Origin of the sequence: Burkholderia lata (genome assembly GCF_902499025.1) — a bacterium.
Taxonomy (GTDB): domain Bacteria; phylum Pseudomonadota; class Gammaproteobacteria; order Burkholderiales; family Burkholderiaceae; genus Burkholderia; species Burkholderia lata_C.
Genome location: NZ_CABVPW010000001.1, coordinates 198,690 through 215,887, shown reverse-complemented (window position 1 = coordinate 215,887; position 17,198 = coordinate 198,690). Strand labels below are relative to the sequence as shown.

General features: G+C 65.9%; 15 protein-coding genes. 5 read left to right on the top strand and 10 right to left on the bottom strand.

Annotated elements, in window-relative coordinates; genetic code table 11:
• The first annotated feature begins 31 nt into the window (after positions 1 to 31).
• Both betB and betA read left to right on the top strand, forming a co-directional pair.
• A complete protein-coding gene (gene betB / locus BDI24065_RS00905) occupies positions 32 to 1,501 on the top strand; it encodes a betaine-aldehyde dehydrogenase (protein ID WP_011354163.1) in 1,470 nt (489 codons plus the stop codon).
• A 25-nt stretch (positions 1,502 to 1,526) separates the two neighbouring features.
• The gene (gene betA / locus BDI24065_RS00900) at positions 1,527 to 3,227 is read left to right on the top strand and encodes a choline dehydrogenase (RefSeq protein ID WP_175029584.1); all 1,701 of its coding nucleotides are present in this window, start codon (positions 1,527 to 1,529) and stop codon (positions 3,225 to 3,227) included.
• Positions 3,228 to 3,312: 85 nt separating this feature from the next.
• On the opposite strand, the gene BDI24065_RS00895 is transcribed toward betA, so the two are convergent.
• The 10 genes from BDI24065_RS00895 to BDI24065_RS00850 all read right to left on the bottom strand — a co-directional run bounded on the left by BDI24065_RS00895 (position 3,313) and on the right by BDI24065_RS00850 (position 13,340).
• Positions 3,313 to 3,897, bottom strand: a complete 585-nt coding sequence (locus BDI24065_RS00895; RefSeq protein ID WP_175029583.1) for a dual specificity protein phosphatase family protein — start codon at positions 3,895 to 3,897, stop codon at positions 3,313 to 3,315.
• 13 nt (positions 3,898 to 3,910) lie between these two features.
• The gene (locus tag BDI24065_RS00890) at positions 3,911 to 4,405 is read right to left on the bottom strand and encodes a hypothetical protein (protein WP_175029582.1); all 495 of its coding nucleotides are present in this window, start codon (positions 4,403 to 4,405) and stop codon (positions 3,911 to 3,913) included.
• Entirely contained in the window at positions 4,402 to 5,544 is a 1,143-nt protein-coding gene (locus BDI24065_RS00885) for an MGDG synthase family glycosyltransferase (protein ID WP_175029581.1), read from the bottom strand. The genes BDI24065_RS00890 and BDI24065_RS00885 overlap by 4 nt, the downstream gene beginning before the upstream one ends.
• Before the next feature lie 424 nt (positions 5,545 to 5,968).
• The gene (locus BDI24065_RS00880) at positions 5,969 to 7,060 is read right to left on the bottom strand and encodes a hypothetical protein (RefSeq protein ID WP_175029580.1); all 1,092 of its coding nucleotides are present in this window, start codon (positions 7,058 to 7,060) and stop codon (positions 5,969 to 5,971) included.
• A 233-nt stretch (positions 7,061 to 7,293) separates the two neighbouring features.
• The gene (locus BDI24065_RS40925) at positions 7,294 to 7,797 is read right to left on the bottom strand and encodes an activator protein (protein WP_254609640.1); all 504 of its coding nucleotides are present in this window, start codon (positions 7,795 to 7,797) and stop codon (positions 7,294 to 7,296) included.
• Between the two features lie 182 nt (positions 7,798 to 7,979).
• Complete coding sequence (locus BDI24065_RS00870) at positions 7,980 to 8,483, bottom strand: activator protein (protein ID WP_175029578.1); 504 nt, start codon at positions 8,481 to 8,483, stop codon at positions 7,980 to 7,982.
• A gap of 121 nt (positions 8,484 to 8,604) precedes the next feature.
• The gene (locus BDI24065_RS00865) at positions 8,605 to 9,429 is read right to left on the bottom strand and encodes an OmpW/AlkL family protein (protein WP_175029577.1); all 825 of its coding nucleotides are present in this window, start codon (positions 9,427 to 9,429) and stop codon (positions 8,605 to 8,607) included.
• 73 nt (positions 9,430 to 9,502) lie between these two features.
• Positions 9,503 to 10,756 carry a DUF2957 domain-containing protein gene (locus BDI24065_RS00860; RefSeq protein WP_174931244.1) on the bottom strand — a complete coding sequence of 418 codons (1,254 nt, stop codon included), beginning with the start codon at positions 10,754 to 10,756 and terminating at the stop codon, positions 9,503 to 9,505.
• 71 nt (positions 10,757 to 10,827) lie between these two features.
• The gene (locus tag BDI24065_RS00855) at positions 10,828 to 12,426 is read right to left on the bottom strand and encodes a DUF2957 domain-containing protein (protein WP_175029576.1); all 1,599 of its coding nucleotides are present in this window, start codon (positions 12,424 to 12,426) and stop codon (positions 10,828 to 10,830) included.
• Between the two features lie 617 nt (positions 12,427 to 13,043).
• Entirely contained in the window at positions 13,044 to 13,340 is a 297-nt protein-coding gene (locus BDI24065_RS00850) for a cupin domain-containing protein (RefSeq protein WP_085038798.1), read from the bottom strand.
• A 434-nt stretch (positions 13,341 to 13,774) separates the two neighbouring features.
• On the opposite strand from BDI24065_RS00850, the gene BDI24065_RS00845 reads away from it, so the two are divergent.
• The 3 genes from BDI24065_RS00845 (at position 13,775) to BDI24065_RS00835 (ending at position 17,070) form a co-directional block, all read left to right on the top strand.
• Positions 13,775 to 14,722, top strand: a complete 948-nt coding sequence (locus BDI24065_RS00845; protein ID WP_175029575.1) for an ABC transporter ATP-binding protein — start codon at positions 13,775 to 13,777, stop codon at positions 14,720 to 14,722.
• A gap of 3 nt (positions 14,723 to 14,725) precedes the next feature.
• Positions 14,726 to 15,487 (top strand): ABC transporter permease, encoded by a 762-nt coding sequence (locus BDI24065_RS00840; protein ID WP_122947883.1) that lies wholly within the window; start codon positions 14,726 to 14,728, stop codon positions 15,485 to 15,487.
• Between the two features lie 161 nt (positions 15,488 to 15,648).
• Complete coding sequence (locus BDI24065_RS00835) at positions 15,649 to 17,070, top strand: MFS transporter (protein WP_122947884.1); 1,422 nt, start codon at positions 15,649 to 15,651, stop codon at positions 17,068 to 17,070.
• Positions 17,071 to 17,198: the final 128 nt, after the last annotated feature.

Genomic DNA, 17,198 nt, shown 5'->3' with positions numbered 1-17,198 from the left:
GCGTCACGCAGTCGCCCTCAAGGAGATCCTCATGTCCGTATTCGGTTTGCAGCGCCTCTACATCGGCGGCGGTTACGTCGACGCCACGAGCGGCAAGACTTTCGACACCTTCGATCCCGCCACCGGCGAACTGCTCGCGCAGGTGCAGCAGGCAAGCGCGGCCGACGTCGACCGTGCGGTGGCGTCCGCGCAGGAAGGCCAGCGCGAATGGGCCGCGATGACCGCGATGCAGCGCTCGCGCATCCTGCGCCGCGCAGTCGACCTGCTGCGCGAGCGCAACGACGAGCTCGCCGCGCTGGAAACGCGCGACACGGGCAAGCCGATCGGCGAGACGCTCGCGGTCGACATCGTCACCGGCGCGGACGTGATCGAGTACTACGCGGGCCTCGCAACCGCGATCGAAGGGCTGCAGGTGCCGCTGCGCGCCGAGTCGTTCGTCTATACGCGCCGCGAGCCGCTCGGCGTGTGCGCGGGCATCGGCGCGTGGAACTACCCGATCCAGATCGCGTGCTGGAAGACGGCGCCCGCGCTCGCGGCCGGCAACGCGATGGTGTTCAAGCCGAGCGAAGTCACGCCGCTCACCGCGCTGAAGCTCGCGGAAATCTATACGGAAGCCGGCGTGCCGGCCGGCGTGTTCAACGTCGTGCAGGGCGACGGCTCGGTCGGCGCGTTGCTGACGGGCCACCCGGACATCGCGAAGGTATCGTTCACCGGCGGCGTCGAGACGGGCAAGAAGGTGATGTCGCTGGCCGGTGCTTCGTCGCTGAAGGAAGTGACGATGGAACTCGGCGGCAAGTCGCCGCTGATCGTGTTCGACGATGCGGATCTCGACCGCGCGGCCGACATCGCGGTGACCGCCAACTTCTTCAGCTCGGGCCAGGTCTGCACGAACGGCACGCGCGTGTTCGTGCACCGCTCGATCAAGGATGCATTTACGCAGCGCGTGCTCGAACGCGTGAAGCGCATCCGCGTCGGCAAGCCGACCGATGCCGACACCAACTTCGGCCCGCTCGTGTCGGCCGCGCAGCTCGACAAGGTGCTCGGCTTCATCGAGAGCGGCAAGGCCGAGGGCGCGAAGCTGCTCGCGGGCGGCACGCGCCTGACCGACGGTCACTTCGGCAGCGGCCAGTACGTCGCGCCGACCGTGTTCGGCGATTGCCGCGACGACATGAAGATCGTCCGCGAGGAAATCTTCGGGCCGGTGATGAGCATCCTCGATTTCGAATCGGAGGACGAAGTGATCGCCCGCGCGAACGATACGCACTACGGTCTTGCCGCCGGTGTCGTGACCGAGAACCTGTCGCGCGCGCACCGCACGATCCATCGCCTCGAAGCCGGCATCTGCTGGATCAACACGTGGGGCGAATCGCCGGCAGAAATGCCGGTTGGCGGATACAAGCAATCCGGTGTCGGACGCGAGAACGGCATCACGACCCTCGAGCACTACACTCGAATCAAGTCGGTGCAGGTCGAGCTCGGCCGCTACAACCCGGTGTTTTGAGAATCACGAAAGGAGACTGACCGTCATGACGACACGCGAATACGACTACATCATCTGCGGCGCAGGTTCCGCGGGCAACGTGCTCGCAACGCGCCTGACGGAAGACCCGGACGTCACGGTGCTGCTGCTCGAAGCCGGTGGTCCCGACTACCGCTTCGACTTCCGCACGCAGATGCCGGCCGCCCTCGCCTATCCGCTGCAGGGCCGCCGCTACAACTGGGCGTACGAAACCGACCCCGAACCGCACATGGACAACCGCCGGATGGAATGCGGCCGCGGCAAGGGGCTCGGCGGTTCGTCGCTGATCAACGGCATGTGCTACATCCGCGGCAACGCGCTCGACTACGACAACTGGTCGACGCACAAGGGCCTCGAGAACTGGACGTATCTCGACTGCCTGCCGTACTTCAAGAAGGCCGAAACGCGCGACGTCGGCCCGAACGACTATCACGGCGGCAACGGCCCCGTGTCGGTCACGACCAGCAAGCCGGGCGTGAACCCGCTGTTCGAAGCGATGGTCGATGCGGGCGTGCAGGCCGGCTATCCGCGCACGGACGACCTGAACGGCTATCAGCAGGAAGGCTTCGGCCCGATGGACCGCACCGTCACGCCGAAGGGCCGCCGCGCAAGCACCGCGCGCGGCTACCTCGACCAGGCGAAGGTGCGGCCGAACCTCGAGATCGTCACGCACGCGCTCGCCGACCGCATCCTGTTCGACGGCAAGCGCGCATCGGGCGTCACGTACCTGCGCGGCAGCGAACGCGCGACCGCGCATGCGCGCCGCGAAGTGCTCGTCTGCAGCGGCGCGATCGCGTCGCCGCAACTGCTGCAGCGCTCGGGCGTCGGACCCGGCGCGTGGCTGAAGGCACTCGACATTCCCGTCGTGCTCGACCTGCCCGGCGTCGGCCAGAACCTGCAGGATCACCTGGAGATGTACATCCAGTACGAGTGCAAGGAGCCGGTCTCGCTGTACCCGGCGCTCAAGTGGTGGAACCAGCCGAAGATCGGCCTCGAATGGATGCTGAACGGCACCGGCCTCGGCGCGAGCAACCACTTCGAGGCGGGCGGCTTCATCCGCACGCGCGACGACGACCTGTGGCCGAACATCCAGTATCACTTCCTGCCGGTGGCGATCAACTACAACGGCTCGAACGCGATCGAGATGCACGGCTTCCAGGCGCACGTCGGCTCGATGCGCTCGCCGAGCCGCGGCCGCGTGAAGCTGCGCTCGCGCGATCCGAACGATCATCCGAGCATCCTGTTCAACTACATGGCCGAAGCGCTCGACTGGCGCGAGTTCCGCGACGCGATCCGTGCGACGCGCGAGATCATGCGCCAGCCCGCGCTCGACCGCTATCGCGGCCGCGAGCTGAATCCGGGCGCCGACTGCAAGTCCGACAAGGAACTCGACGCGTTCGTGCGCGCCCGCGCGGAGACCGCGTTCCATCCGTCGTGCTCGTGCAAGATGGGTTACGACGACATGGCCGTGGTCGATGAAGAAGGCCGCGTGCACGGGCTCGAGGGCCTGCGCGTCGTCGATGCGTCGATCATGCCGATCATCACGACCGGCAACCTCAATGCGCCGACGATCATGATCGCCGAGAAGATCGCGGACAAGATTCGCGGGCGCAAGCCGCTTGAGCGCGTGGACGTGCCTTACTTCGTCGCGAACGGGGCGATGGCGCGGAATGTCGCGAAGGCCGTGCGGCAGCCGGAGACGGTCTGACGACGGCGGGCGTGCCGCCCGCGCATCGGCGTACTGACGAAACGCCGCCGACAGCCATTGTCGGCGGCGTTTTTTCATGGGTTCGTCAGCCGCTGTTCACTTCCCGCTTCAAACGCTCGACGTCGACGTTTTTCAAGTAGTTCGTAATGTTCTGCCAGATCGGATGGAATCCGTAGCCGCCGTGCTGCAGTTCGTCGAGCGCCTGCTCGCGCGTCCAGCCCTGGTACACCATCCGGTACAGCGCGGACACGAGGCCGGTACGATCGGCGCCGTGCTGGCAGTGGATCAGCACCGGGCCGTCCTGGTCGGCCGTGCGCAGCGCCTTCAGCGCGGCGACCATGTCTTCGTCGCGGATGTCCCACGTGTTGATCCGGATGCGCTGCATCTTGATCTGCGTGCCGGCCAGGATGGTGTCGTCCGCGTGAAACGAACGGAAGCTGATGACCTTGCGGATGCCGAGCTTCTGCAGTTCCGGCACGTCCGAGCGCGACAGCTGGGCGCTGCGATAGAGCGCCGGCGTGATGCGATGCAGGTTGTTCACATGCGCATCGGCCACGCTCTGCGCCCATTTGATCGGCCGGGCGGACACCTCGGAGGCCGGGTCCGCGTGGGCCGGCTGCACGAGCCCGGCGAGCGTGACGGCGAGCGCGGCAATGACGGCGATTTTCATGTCGGGTCGGGGATCAATAAAACGCGCGCTTGCGCTCGCGGGAAACAATGAACAGCACGATCGCGGCAGCGCTCATCGTCCAGTAGTCGGTCGGGGCCACGCCCAGCCAGTGGATATGCCACGGCACGTTGGCCGGATTGAAGCGGGCCAGGCCATACGCCGGATTCAGCACGAACCACAGGAAATCCTCGGTCAGCCAGAACACCATGATGCACGCGATGATGCGCGCTTCGATGCGCCACGACCACCGTCCGTTGAACACGGCAGGCAGGTGAAAGAACAGCGCGACGAACGGGAACACCCACGCGTGGTAGCCGGTCATCGGCCGCCCGCCCCAGAAGATGTCGAGCAGCCAGTGATGCTCGATGCGCCACGTCGGCAGGTTGGCGGCCCAGCCCGCGCTGCCTTCGATCTGGATCTCGACGTTCGCGAAGAAGTACGCGAGCAACACGACCCACGCGACGACGAACACCGTATGGCACGTCGGCACAAACCGCGCGACGCTCATGCAGCCGGCTCCAGGCCCAGCACGCGATCGAGCACGAAGCGGCCGGCGAGCGGCCGCCCGAGCGGCGCGAGACGGCGGCGCATGTCGGCGAGACGCTCCGGTGTCTGCAGCAACGCGCGGATCCGGTAGACGAGCGCATCGTCGTCGATCGCCTTCAGCGCGACGCCCTGTTCGAGCAGGAAATCCGCATTACGCTCTTCCTGGCCCGGAATCGGCGAGTTGACGATCATCGGCAACTGCATCGCGAGACATTCGGACGTCGTCAGGCCGCCCGGCTTCGTGATGACGAGATCGGCGCAGGCCATCAGGCGTTCGACCTGCTGCGTGAAGCCCTGCGGAAACAGCCGGCCCGGATGCTGCGCGGCCAGTTCCTGCAACGACGCCAGCATCGCCTTGTTCTTGCCCGCCAGCGCGATCAGCTGGAAGTCGGCCTCCATCTCCAGCAGGCGCGCGGCCAGCACGTCGAGCCCGCCGAGGCCCGCGCCGCCCGACATCATCAGGAACGTCGGGCGCGCGGGGTCGAGGCCGAATTCGGCCGCGCAGGCCGCGCGATCAAGCGGCTGGCCGAACGCCGGCATGATCGGGATGCCGCTGACATGCACCGTGTCGGGCGCCATGCCGCGCGCATGCATGCGCCACGCGATCTCGTCGTTGGCCGCGAAATAGCCGCGCATGTTCGGCACGACCCACATGCTGTGCAGGTCGAAATCGGTGACCTGCACCCACACCGGCGTGTCGACGCGCCCCTTGCGGATCTCGCGCGACAGCAGTTCGGCCGGCAGGAAGTGCGTGCAGATGATCGCGTCCGGGCGCTGCCGTTCGATCTCCGCGAGCAGCGGCCGGCAATTGAGCCGCTCGATCGCGCGCCGGATCTTCTGCGACGGCGCGGCGGGGTCGACTTCGTCGGTCTTCTGGTACAGGTAGCCCCACAGCGCCGGCTGGCTGCTGACGAGCTTGATGTAGAGATCGGTGTACAGCTTGCGGAAGCCGGTGGACACGAAATCCATCACGTCCAGGTGGGTGGCTTCGACGCCGGCGGGATGGTGGTCGGCGAACGCGCGGATCGCTTCGGCCGCTCGGGTATGGCCGGCGCCGGCGCTGACGCTCAGGAGGAGGATCTTCTTGTTTTGCTTTGACATCTGACTGACCGTTTCGATGAAGGTGGTCCGGACGCGGGTTCGCGGCGACGCTCTCACGCGGCGGCGGTTTGCATCCGGCTTACAACAAGCTTGGCAGATCTTTGGCGGTGCGGGCGGGCCGTTACAACCCAGCAATCGCCGGCATCGTCTGCGGAATCATACTGCGTTCGGTCGATGGTGCCTGGATCGGGGGGGATGCGCAGGTGGTCAGGAAGGATGGATGGATGGCGTGGCGTGCGGCCGGTGTGGAAGCCTACGGCACGACAGCCCGGCGCGTCGCCGCCTAACCCCCGTTCACGCGTGCGAACGGGGTCCGGCATTTCGGCACGAGCCGGGGTGCTCGTGCGCAAGTCGTCTGGAATCCTTGCGTGTCGCTTCGGCAAAGGCGATGCGTCAGCCGGCCGTGCCCCACGTGCTCCCCGAATCAGGGAGTGACAACGCCCCGCTTTCGCATCCGTTTCCCGCAAACGATCGGATTCCTTCGCGACGTCAGGCTCATTGCACCGCGCAGGCCTTCGAACGCGACATCCTCCTTCGGCCCGAAGCGGCTGACCGCCGGCCACGCGAGCACGTGATCGAGCCACGCCTGCCACTCGTCACCATGAAAGCGGCGACCGACTTCCCGCACGGCCTCCGGTGCTGCGATCACGACGCCCGCCAGCAGGTAGTAGGCCCAGAAACTGCCCGCGCCGACGAGTTGATCCAGCCTGCACACGGATAACGCCGCGAGCAGCCCGTCCACCGACGCAAGATCGGCACGATGCGTGCGGATCGCCCGCGCAACGAGATTGTGCTGACCGCCATACGCGGCAACGGAGGTCCCGTCGCCGGCGGCGAGTACGGCCGAGAACGTCACGAGCGCAGCCATCTCGTCGATGCGCGAGGCATCGTCGCGCGGCCCGCACGCGCGCAGCACGATCGCGTCGATGACAGCGCCCGGCATGGCCGACATTTCCCCACCGGCCGCCGCGACGACGGCCAGCCTTTCTTTCAGGTTCTTCGCAGGTGGCATGTCGTCCTGCGCGTCGCTTTCATGTTCGGTACATTCGCCGTCATCATTCCCGTGGCAATCAGCACCGCCGGCAATCCGCTCGAGCGCGGCCCAGCCGACATCGGGGTCGTCGAATGCGCATGCATCGATCACACCGTGCGCGGTGTCGAACACGGCGCGCGAGCCGGGGCAGCTGCGTTCGGCCTCGGCGAGTTGCTGCATCGACGGCACATGCGAGCATGCACCGCGCGGGTCCGTCAGATCGCAGGCGCAGGCACCGGCGTCCGATGCGATCCACGGCGCGAGCCGGTTAAGAATCGCGATCGCTTCTCGGGACAGGCTCGCGCCAGCCCGCAGGCGTATCGCGTGGGACGCGATGACGGTCGTGTCGTCGGCGTCACCCGCCTCCGCTGCACACGCGGCAGCGTCGAGTCGTTCGATCAGGTACTGCAGCCACGCGGCCGTGCGCAGCCGGTCAGGCGTCGCGCCGCTGGCATCTCCATACTTTGCTGGATCGGTAAGCATGGGTCTTCCGGGAGTGTTCTGGCCAATTGGAATTGGGTTGTTTCAATCGAATCGGGCAGCGCGGCACGCCGCGCCAGCCCTGCATGTCCACCCGGATCGGATCGCGACACGGGCGGTCAGCCGGCCGTCGCGCCGATACGCGCGACGACACGAATGCTTCGAGAAAGCGGGAACACACGTGCGTGCCGCGCGGCCCTCGCGCACGGCGTGCACCTCGCTTCGCTCCGCAATGCTTACTGCACGTGGAGCTTCGGCGACGTCACGAGCTCGCCGGCCAACCTGCAATCCGGTGTCAAGTCGACATTGTTGAACGTCAGCGACGATTTCGAATCGTTCCATGCCCCAGCAACCTTGCCGGGCCCGCAGGTTCCGAGCAACTTGATACTCACCTGTGCGTTGTCGATCGAAATCTGCGTCGCGCTGTCCACCCGCCCCGTCCACGGGGACGCACTGCTCGCGGTGGTGCTGATAAACGGGCACCAGTTGCCCCCGCTGAACTGCGCCGACGTGACATTGACGATACCTGCCGGCGTAATCGTGCCGTTAAACGTCAAGGTACAAACCGTGTTGATCGCCCCCTTTGTCAGCGACATCAACCCCGACGCAGAAAACGCTTCGGCGTTCGGATTCATCGGCTGCCCATCCGCGCGCGAAACGGTCACCGCAAAAGCAGGCGCGGCCGAAATCGCCGTGAACGCCACTGCAGCAACAAGCGATGCAATCTGACGAATTTTCATCTGTACGGCCCTCTCTCTTGATATATGGCGGCCTTACACGAGAAACGCGGCCGCTCTGCAGAGTGAATCCGGCCGCCGCACCGATACACGCGACGGCACGAACCCATCGAAACTGCGAATACCCGCCGCACATACCGCACGGCCCTCGCGCGCGGCGGGCATCCGCTTCGATCCGCGATTGCTTACTGCACGTGGAACTTCGGCGACGTCAGAACCGTGCCAGCCACCGTGCAGTCCGGCGTCAGCACGGAGTTGTTGAACGCCAGCGACGAGTTCGTATCGCTCCACGTCGTCACGACCTTGCTCGGCCCGCAGGTGCCGAGCAGCGTGACGTTCACCTTCACGTTGTTGATCGACAACTGCGTCGTGCTGTCAGCCTGCCCCGTCCACGGCGACGCGCTGCTCGCGCTGCCGCTGATCAGCGAGCACGTCGCGCCGCCCGTGAACGTCGTCGACGTGATGTTGACGATGCCGGTCGACGTGATCGTGCCGTTGAAGGTCGCGGTACAGCCTGCGCTGATCGCTCCCTTGCTGAGGTTCGTGAGCCCGGTCGCCGAGAACGGCTCGCCGTTCGGGTTCATCGGCTGACCGTCGACCCGCGTAACGGTGACTGCGAAAGCAGGCGCGGCCGAAACCGCGGTGAAAGCCACTGCAGCAACAAGCGATACGATTTTGCGAATGCTCATTTGAACTGCCCCCTCTCTTCACAAATGGCGGCACGCCGCCAGGAACGCGACCTCCCGGCCGGAAGGGTCCGGCCAGCCGGTCGCAGGAAGCCGCCGGTGCGCGTCATGCGCACCGGTCGGCTCAGAACTTGTAGGAAATCCCGACGAACGTGATCAGCGGGTCGGCCTTCAACTTCGTGCGCGTGGTCGCGAGCGTCGAGCCGTCGGCCGCCTTGATCACCAGCGACGAGTAGGTCTTCAGCGGCATGTAGGTCAGCGTCGCCGTTACGCCCCAGTGCTTGTCGATCGCATAGCTGGCGCCGACGTTGTAGACCGGCGTGAACGACGACGACGCCTTGCCCTCCACCGACGTCGCCCCCGGCTTGCCCGCACCGGCCGCGAGTACGCTGCCGAGGTTTTCGTTGATGTCCTTCGCGAAGTTGCCGTTCAGTTCGATGTTGCTGAACCAGCTGTAAGCCACGCCGATCCCGACGAACGGGCGGAACCGCGCCGTCGGCGAATTGAAGTAGTACTGCAGAATGACCGTCGGGCTCCACTGCCGCGCGTTCTTCACCGCCGGCTGGTTCGCCGAATCGTCCATGTTGACGCTGCCGAGCGCGCCGGCCGGGCCGGGCGGCCGGATCGTGCCGTGCCCGGTCAGCGTGAACTCGGGCGGCACGCCGAGCACCGACGTCACCGCGATGTGGTCGGTGAAGAAGTGCGTGAGCGTAAGGCCGACGGTATCGGCGTTGTTGACCGTCAGGCTCGTGCCCGGCGACGTGAACGACCCGGGCAGGCGCAGCGGCCCGTTGATCGGCATGCCGGCAAGATTCGTCGTCAGCCCGTTGGTCGAATCCTGCGGCATGATGTGCAACCAGCCCAGCGTCGCGACGTTGTCGCCCGCCTGCTGGGCCGATGCGAGCGTCGACACGCCTGCGACGACACCCGCGACAATCAGCTTCTTCATGAAGTCTCCCCTCATTCTGTCCGGGCGCCGCGCATCTGCGCGCGGCGCCACCGTGTCTCCATCCAGGCGTGCGTCACTGCACGAATGCGCCGACCGTGAAGTACGGGTTGCTCGTATCGTTCATGTCGAGGAACCCGAATACGCCGCCGGTGAACACGAACTTGCCGGTCGCCGGCCCCGACGCCGCGTCCGCATGCACGGTCGTGACGACACCGGGCATCTTCTGCGTGTAGTCGAGGTTCAGCGCGCGCGTGAGCGCGGCTTGCGACGCATTGAACGGATCGAGCAGCGTGGCCTGCGCACCGACGAGCGCGGTCGCGCGGTAGTTGAACGCGCTGTCGACACCCGTGTACTCACCGTTCTGCGACCCTTGCGCGATCGCCGTCTGCGGGCTCAGGAACGAGATGCCCGATTCGTCGTCCGCGCTCGGCGGGCCCTGCGTGAGGTCCGCGTTCGCCGCACCGGTGCGGATGAAGATCGGCACGAGCTGGTTGCGCAGCTTGCCGACGATCAGGATCCCCTTGCCGGCCTTCGCCGGATCGACCGCGGCGAGCGTCGGCGGAATCTGCGGCAGGTAGTTGAGCGACTGGAACGCCGGCGCATCGGGCCGCAGCGTGAACGGCTGGTTCACGGTCGCGCTCGACGCGAGCGGCTGCCCGCCGTTCTTCTTGCCGAAGTTGTCGGTCTCGACGTAGCTGCCGTCCGCGTTGATCGTCACCTGCTGGTCGAGCGCCACCGGCTGGAAGCTCTGCGACGGCACCTGGTGATAGCCGAGCTGGTTGTACTTGCCGGCAATCTTCGTCAGGTCGGTTTCCAGCGACGAGAAGCTGATGAACGGGTAGTACGGGAACGTCGTCTGCGGAATCTTGCCGACGCCGATCACGCCGTTGAACTGGATCGTCGCGCCGGGAATCGCGCCGCCCAGCACGCCTTCGCCGAGGAACAGCCGCGCGGGCCGGTTCGGGTCGAGGCTCGCGTTCTGCATCCGGAACGTGCACTGGTTCAGCTTCACCGTCGGCAGCCCCGTTTCGTCGGCCAGCGTGCCGTCGACCACGTTGGCGGGAGCCGTGTCGCGGGTCGGCTGCACGGTACCCGTGGTCGTCGGCACCGGCGATGCGAGGTAGGTCATCCGGTACGTCATCTTCGTCGTGTCGAGCTGCACCTTCACGAGCTCGCCCGACCCCGACCCGCCGATGAACACCGTGTTGTAGTCGATCGTCTGCGGGCACAGCCGGACCACCGGCGCGGGCGGCGGGTCGCCGTCGCCGCCGCATGCTGCCAGCACGGGCGCGAGCGATGCCGCGGCCATCCATTGCTTCAAATTCATAGGAATCCTCTTGAAATTCGATTCGCCGGCGGCGACGCATGCGCCGCCGGTGTTACGTGTTCAATGCAGGGTTACTGGACGAACGCGCCGACCGTAAAGAACGGGTTGACCTGGCTGTTGTTGACGACCATCGCGTAGACGTTGCCGGCCGTCACGATCCAGCCCGTATCGCCCTTCTTGAAGATCGCCACGTTGCCGTTCGCGCCCTTCGCGTTGAAGTTCTGCGTGGCCGTGACCTTGATCTTGCCGGGCGTCGCCTGCGTGTAGTCGAGCCCGAACTGCGAGGTCACCGACGACGTCTGCGGATCGATGAACGCCGCGGTACTGCCCTGGAACAGCGTGGACGTGTAGTTCGCAGCCATCGTCGAGACGGCAGTACCGTCATTGCAACTGCCTGCTACCGAATAGAAGGCGTTATTGGTGAAGGTACCGGGCAGGTCAGGGTGCGGCACGTTCGGGTTGAAGCTCGGCCCCACCGACGTCAACTTGTTCCCCTGGCCACTGGAGGTCACGATGCCGCATGCGGATGCACTGGTCGCGCCGATATACCCCCCCTTCAGGGAGTTCGCGGCAATCGCTTTCGTCGACGACAGCATCGAGATGCCGACTTCGGCATCGGCGACCGATGCGAGCAGGTTGACCGTATCGACGTGCGTGTAGCCGACACGAATCACGATCGGTACAAGGACGCCGTTCAGCCTGCCGACGATCATGATGCCTTTCGCCTGACTCGGTGCAATGATCAGCGTCGAACCCTGCCCCGCAAGCGGATACCCCGGCGACGTGCCCGGATTGCTGACGAATACATTGTCTGCCGATCCGTCCGCGTTGTTGCGCCGCGTCCACGGCGTCCCGGTCGTCTGACACGAGTAGTCGCTGCCCGGCGTGATCGTGCACGAGCCGTCCGCATTGAGCGTCTGATTCCAGTTGACGACGTCGGACTCCCAGCCGACCGGCCCGGTCGGGCTCTGACCATCACCGCCGATCGGCGACAGATGGATGCCTATTTCGTTGTAGTTGCCCGCCACTTTCGTGAAGTCGGTTTCGGTGTTGGTGAAGCCGATGAACGGATAGAAATCGAACGTGCGCGACGGCACGACGCCGAGCGTGACGCCCGGGAGCAGCGGAATACCGGCGAACGCAATCGTCGCCCCCGGAATCCCGCCACCCACCACGCCATTGCCGACGAACAGCATCGGCGGATCCGCACGGTTGATCGTCACCGCATACGCGCCGTCGCTCGTCGCGCCGCTGTCGAGCACGAATGCGCAGCGGTTCTGCTCGGCGGTCGGGAGCGTGGTCGGATGATGGAACGCGCCGCTGATCGTCAGGCCCGCTCGGGTATTGTTGACTTGCCCTGCCGATGTCGGCACCGACGATTCGAGGAATTGCATCTGATACGTGAGCTTCGTCGTGTCGAACTTCACCTTCACGTACTCACCACTGCCCGAACCGCCCGTATACGTCGTCGTGTAATCGAGCGCGTCCGGGCACAGCTTCGTCACGACGGGCGGCGTCGTTTCGGCACCGCTCGGCCCGCATGTGCTGCCCGAGCACTGCGGCACGTTGATCGGCCCCGGATCGTCGCCGCCGCCGCAACCGGCGACGAACGGCAGCGCCAGTACCGCGCACGACAGGATCGCTTTCCGCCATTCAGGAATGCAAAGCATCAACCCCTCCTTTTCAGGTACGACAAGTCTCGTCCGGACAGGCTGCATGGCCCGCCGGTTGGTATCGCGCCGCGGCACGAACGCGCGGCGCATGATGGTGCGCGCAAGACGGCCGCGATGCCGGTCAGGCAAATGCGGCACACGCCGCGGCGGCAGGCAAGCGCTCTCCCGCGGCGCCGTCATGCGGCACGGCGCCGTGAGAACGATCAAAACGGGAAGTGGTTCGCCGCTACACGGCGACAGGACAACGCAGGTGCGCGATCTGCATCGCGCCTGCATTCAGCGAAAAAACGGGAAACGGCAGTCCGACTGGCCCCGCGGATAGGCGTCTCATGTATTGGTCTCCATCCGTACGCTTGATTCGTTATCGTGATGCGTCGTTTGTCGAGACTATGATCGGACGATACCTACAAGTAAATGGATGCAGAGTTCCAAACGACCGAAACCGCGCAATCCTAGCGTTTACACGGTATTTGACAGATTTTCAAACAGCCTTCAATTTATTTGCTCAGACAAATACCCGGGCTGTATAACACGCGTTTGAACAGCGACCGTCAACCCGCGCCGGGTCAAGCCAGCCGGGCCTGAGCCGCTTGCATGCATGTTGCGGTGCAACCTTACACGTCGATGATCGCAAGCGTGCCGTGGCTGCCCGGCAGCACCGCGTGCAGGGTTCCGGCAAGCGCCAGGTACATCTGCCCGGCCTCGACCACGACCGTCTCGCCCCCGACCTCGAGCATCATCCGGCCGTCGAGCACCAGCAGTCCCTCGTTGTAGTCATGCACTTCCGCTTCGTAAGCCTGCGCATCCATGCGCAGCACCTTGATCCTGGCCGGCCCGACCTCGCCGACGATCGTGGATTTCCACGCGACGGCCTGCGCAGCCGCCACGGATTTGAAATCGATCAAAGACATGCGCCCCGCTCCGTGAACGATGAAAGGAACGCATTATCGCGAGCGTGGCGCACGCCGTCCCGGTACGGCGCGACGGCCTTCGGGCGGCACAGTCGTCCGGCCCGCCGCGCCGCCGCCACGCGGAAATGCCATCGCTGCCCGGTTCGCCGAAAACGACGCAAATTGTTCATGCATCGCAAATAAAGCACTGCGTTATTAATCGATGCGCGGTCAATTCACGCAAATCCGGCACCGGCAACGCACGCCCTTTCCACAAGAATGCATTTCCATCTGCCGATTGCTAATATGGCGATCCCGCGATCCCGCACCACAACGCCGTTCGACATGACGCCCGTTCGCCATGCCGTCCCCGGTCCCGGCCGCTTCGCAGCGGCGGCGATGCCGGGCACGCGCGGCGCACACCGTCACGCCGGCCGGCCGCGCCATCCGTGAGCATGCAACCGATCCTTTCCGTCTCCGACCTCTCCAAGACTTACGCGTCCGGCTTCCAGGCGCTGAAGCACGTGACCCTCGACATCCGCCCCGGCGAGATCTTCGCGCTGCTCGGGCCGAACGGCGCCGGCAAGACGACGCTGATCGGCTCGATCTGCGGCATCGTCACGCCGACCGAAGGCCGCGTGACGGTCGGCGGCCACGACATCCGCGATCACTACCGCGCGGCCCGCGAAATGATCGGCCTGGTGCCGCAGGAACTGACGACCGACGCGTTCGAGACCGTCTGGGCGACCGTGTCGTTCAGCCGCGGCCTGTTCGGCAAGGCGCCCAACCCCGCACATATCGAGAAGACGCTGAAGGCGCTGTCGCTGTGGGACAAGCGCGACAACAAGCTGATGACGCTGTCGGGCGGCATGAAGCGCCGCGTGATGATCGCGAAGGCGCTGTCGCACGAGCCGCGCATCCTGTTCCTCGACGAGCCGACGGCCGGCGTCGACGTCGAGCTGCGCCGCGACATGTGGAAGCTCGTCGATTCGCTGCGCGAGAGCGGCGTGACGATCCTGCTGACCACGCACTACATCGAGGAAGCGGAGGAAATGGCCGACCGGATCGGCATCATCCTCGGCGGCGAGCTGGTGCTCGTCGAGGAAAAGCACGAGCTGATGCGCAAGCTCGGCAAGAAGCAGCTCACCGTGCAGCTCGAACAGCCGCTCGCGGACGTGCCGCCCGCGCTCGCGCCGTTCGGCCTCGAACGCGCGGACGACGGCGCCGCGCTCGTCTACACGTACGACTCGCAGCGCGACGACGCGAGCATCGCGAAGCTGATCAACGCGCTCGGCTCGGCCGGCATCGGCTTCCGCGACCTGCACACGACGCAGAGTTCGCTCGAGGACATTTTCGTCAGCCTGATCGACAACCGCCGCAACGGCGTGCAGCAAGGAGCCTGACGCATGAACCTGCATGGAATCCGCGCGATCTACCGCGCAGAAATGGCCCGCACGCGCCGCACGCTGATGCAGAGCATCATCGCGCCGGTGATCTCGACGTCGCTGTATTTCGTGGTGTTCGGCTCCGCGATCGGCTCGCGCATCAGCGACGTGAACGGCATCGGCTACGGCTCGTTCATCGTGCCGGGCCTCGTGATGCTGTCGCTGCTGTCGCAGAGCATCTCGAACGCGTCGTTCGGCATCTACTTCCCGCGCTTCACGGGCACGATCTACGAGATTCTCTCCGCGCCCGTGTCGTACTGGGAGATCGTGATCGCGTACGTGGGCGCGGCCGCGTCGAAGTCGATCCTGCTCGGCGTGATCATCCTCGCGACGGCCGGCCTGTTCGTGCCGCTGCACATCCTGCATCCGTTCTGGATGGTGCTGTTCCTCGTGCTGACGGCGGTCACGTTCAGCCTGTTCGGCTTCGTGATCGGCATCTGGGCCGACAGCTTCGAGAAGCTGCAGCTCGTGCCGCTGCTGATCATCACGCCGCTCACGTTCCTCGGCGGCAGCTTCTATTCGGTCGACATGCTGCCGCCCGCGTGGCGCATCGTCACGCTGTTCAACCCGATCGTCTACCTGGTCAGCGGCTTCCGCTGGTCGTTCTACGGGATCGCCGACGTGCACGTGGGCGTCAGCCTCGGCGCGACGTCGCTGTTCCTCGTGATCCTGCTGGCGATCGTCGCGTGGATGTTCCGCACCGGCTACAAGCTGAAGAATTGACGCACGACGGCCTCACCCCGCGCCGCCGCCGATGACGCATTTGGGCAAGCAGGCGGCGCTTTTCCTCTGATGCGGCATTTTGTGGTCGCGTCTACTGAATACCGAAGCATCGGGGCCTTGGAGCATGCGCTGCGAGGCCCCTTTTCATTTCAGAGGACGCCATGCCCGCCGCCACCGCTCCCGCCTCCGCCGCCGCCCGGCTCGAACGCCTGCCGTTCTCCGGCTATCACAAGCGGATCTTCTTCATCATCGCGATCGCGTTCTTCTTCGATTCGGTCGACCTCGGCACGATGACCTTCGTGCTCGGCTCGATCCGCAAGGAGTTCGGCCTGTCGACCGCGGCCGCCGGCCTCGTCGCGAGCGCGAGCTTCTTCGGGATGGTGCTCGGCGCGGCCGTCGCCGGCTTGCTCGCCGACCGCTTCGGCCGCCGGCCCGTGTTCCAGTGGAGCATGGTGCTGTGGGGCGCCGCCTCCTACCTGTGCTCGACCGCGCAGAGCGTCGACGCGCTGATCGTCTATCGCGTGCTGCTCGGGATCGGGATGGGGATGGAGTTCCCGGTCGCGCAGACCTTGCTGTCCGAATTCGTGCCGACCGAGAAGCGCGGACGCCTGATCGCGCTGATGGACGGCTTCTGGCCGCTCGGCTTCATCACGGCCGGCATCGTCGCGTACTTCGTGCTGCCGCAGTTCGGCTGGCGCACGGTGTTCGCGCTGCTCGCGATCCCCGCCGTATTCGTGCTCGTCGTGCGCCGCATCGTGCCGGAATCGCCGCGCTGGCTCGAACATGCGGGCCGGCACACGGAAGCCGACACGGTAATGCACACGATCGAGGCGAAGGTGATGCGCTCGGCCGGCGTCACGACGCTGCCGCCGCCGTCGCGGCTTGCCGAGCCGGTCGTCGCGCGTGGCCACGGCGCACTGCGCGAAATCTGGAGCGGCGTGTACCGCCGCCGCACGGTGATGGTGTGGCTGCTGTGGTTCTTCGCGCTGCTCGGCTTCTACGGTCTCACGTCGTGGCTCGGCGCGCTGCTGCAGCAGGCCGGCTTCGAGGTCACGAAATCGGTGTTCTACACGGTGCTGATCTCGCTCGGCGGCGTGCCGGGCTTCCTGTGCGCCGCGTGGCTCGTCGAACGCTGGGGACGCAAGCCGACCTGCATCGCGTCGCTGCTCGGCGGCGGCGTGATGGCCTACGCGTACGGCCAGAGCGCGCTGTACGGCGGCAGCACGACGCTGCTGATCGTCACGGGCCTCGCGATGCAGTTCTTCCTGTTCGGGATGTGGGCCGCGCTGTACACGTACACGCCCGAGCTGTACGGCACCGGCGCGCGGGCGACGGGCTCGGGCTTCGCGTCGGCGATCGGGCGCGTCGGCTCGCTGATCGGGCCTTACGTGGTCGGCGTCGTGCTGCCGGTGTTCGGCCAGGGCGGCGTGTTCACGCTCGGCGCGCTGTCGTTCGTCGCGGCGGCAATCGCCGTGTGGACGCTCGGGATCGAAACGAAAGGGCTCGCACTGGAGCAACTGGCGGCGGGCGACGAAGCAGGCGGTGGCGGCCGCTACACGGCAGCGGCGGACAAGGTGTCCTGAACACCCGGTCAGCCTGGATGCGCCTGACGGCCGGGATGGCGCTCATCGCCGTGCCCGGCTGCTGCGTAAACTGACAGGATCCGCGCGTGGATCGACGCTGCTAGACTGCATCGAGGCACCGTGTCGCG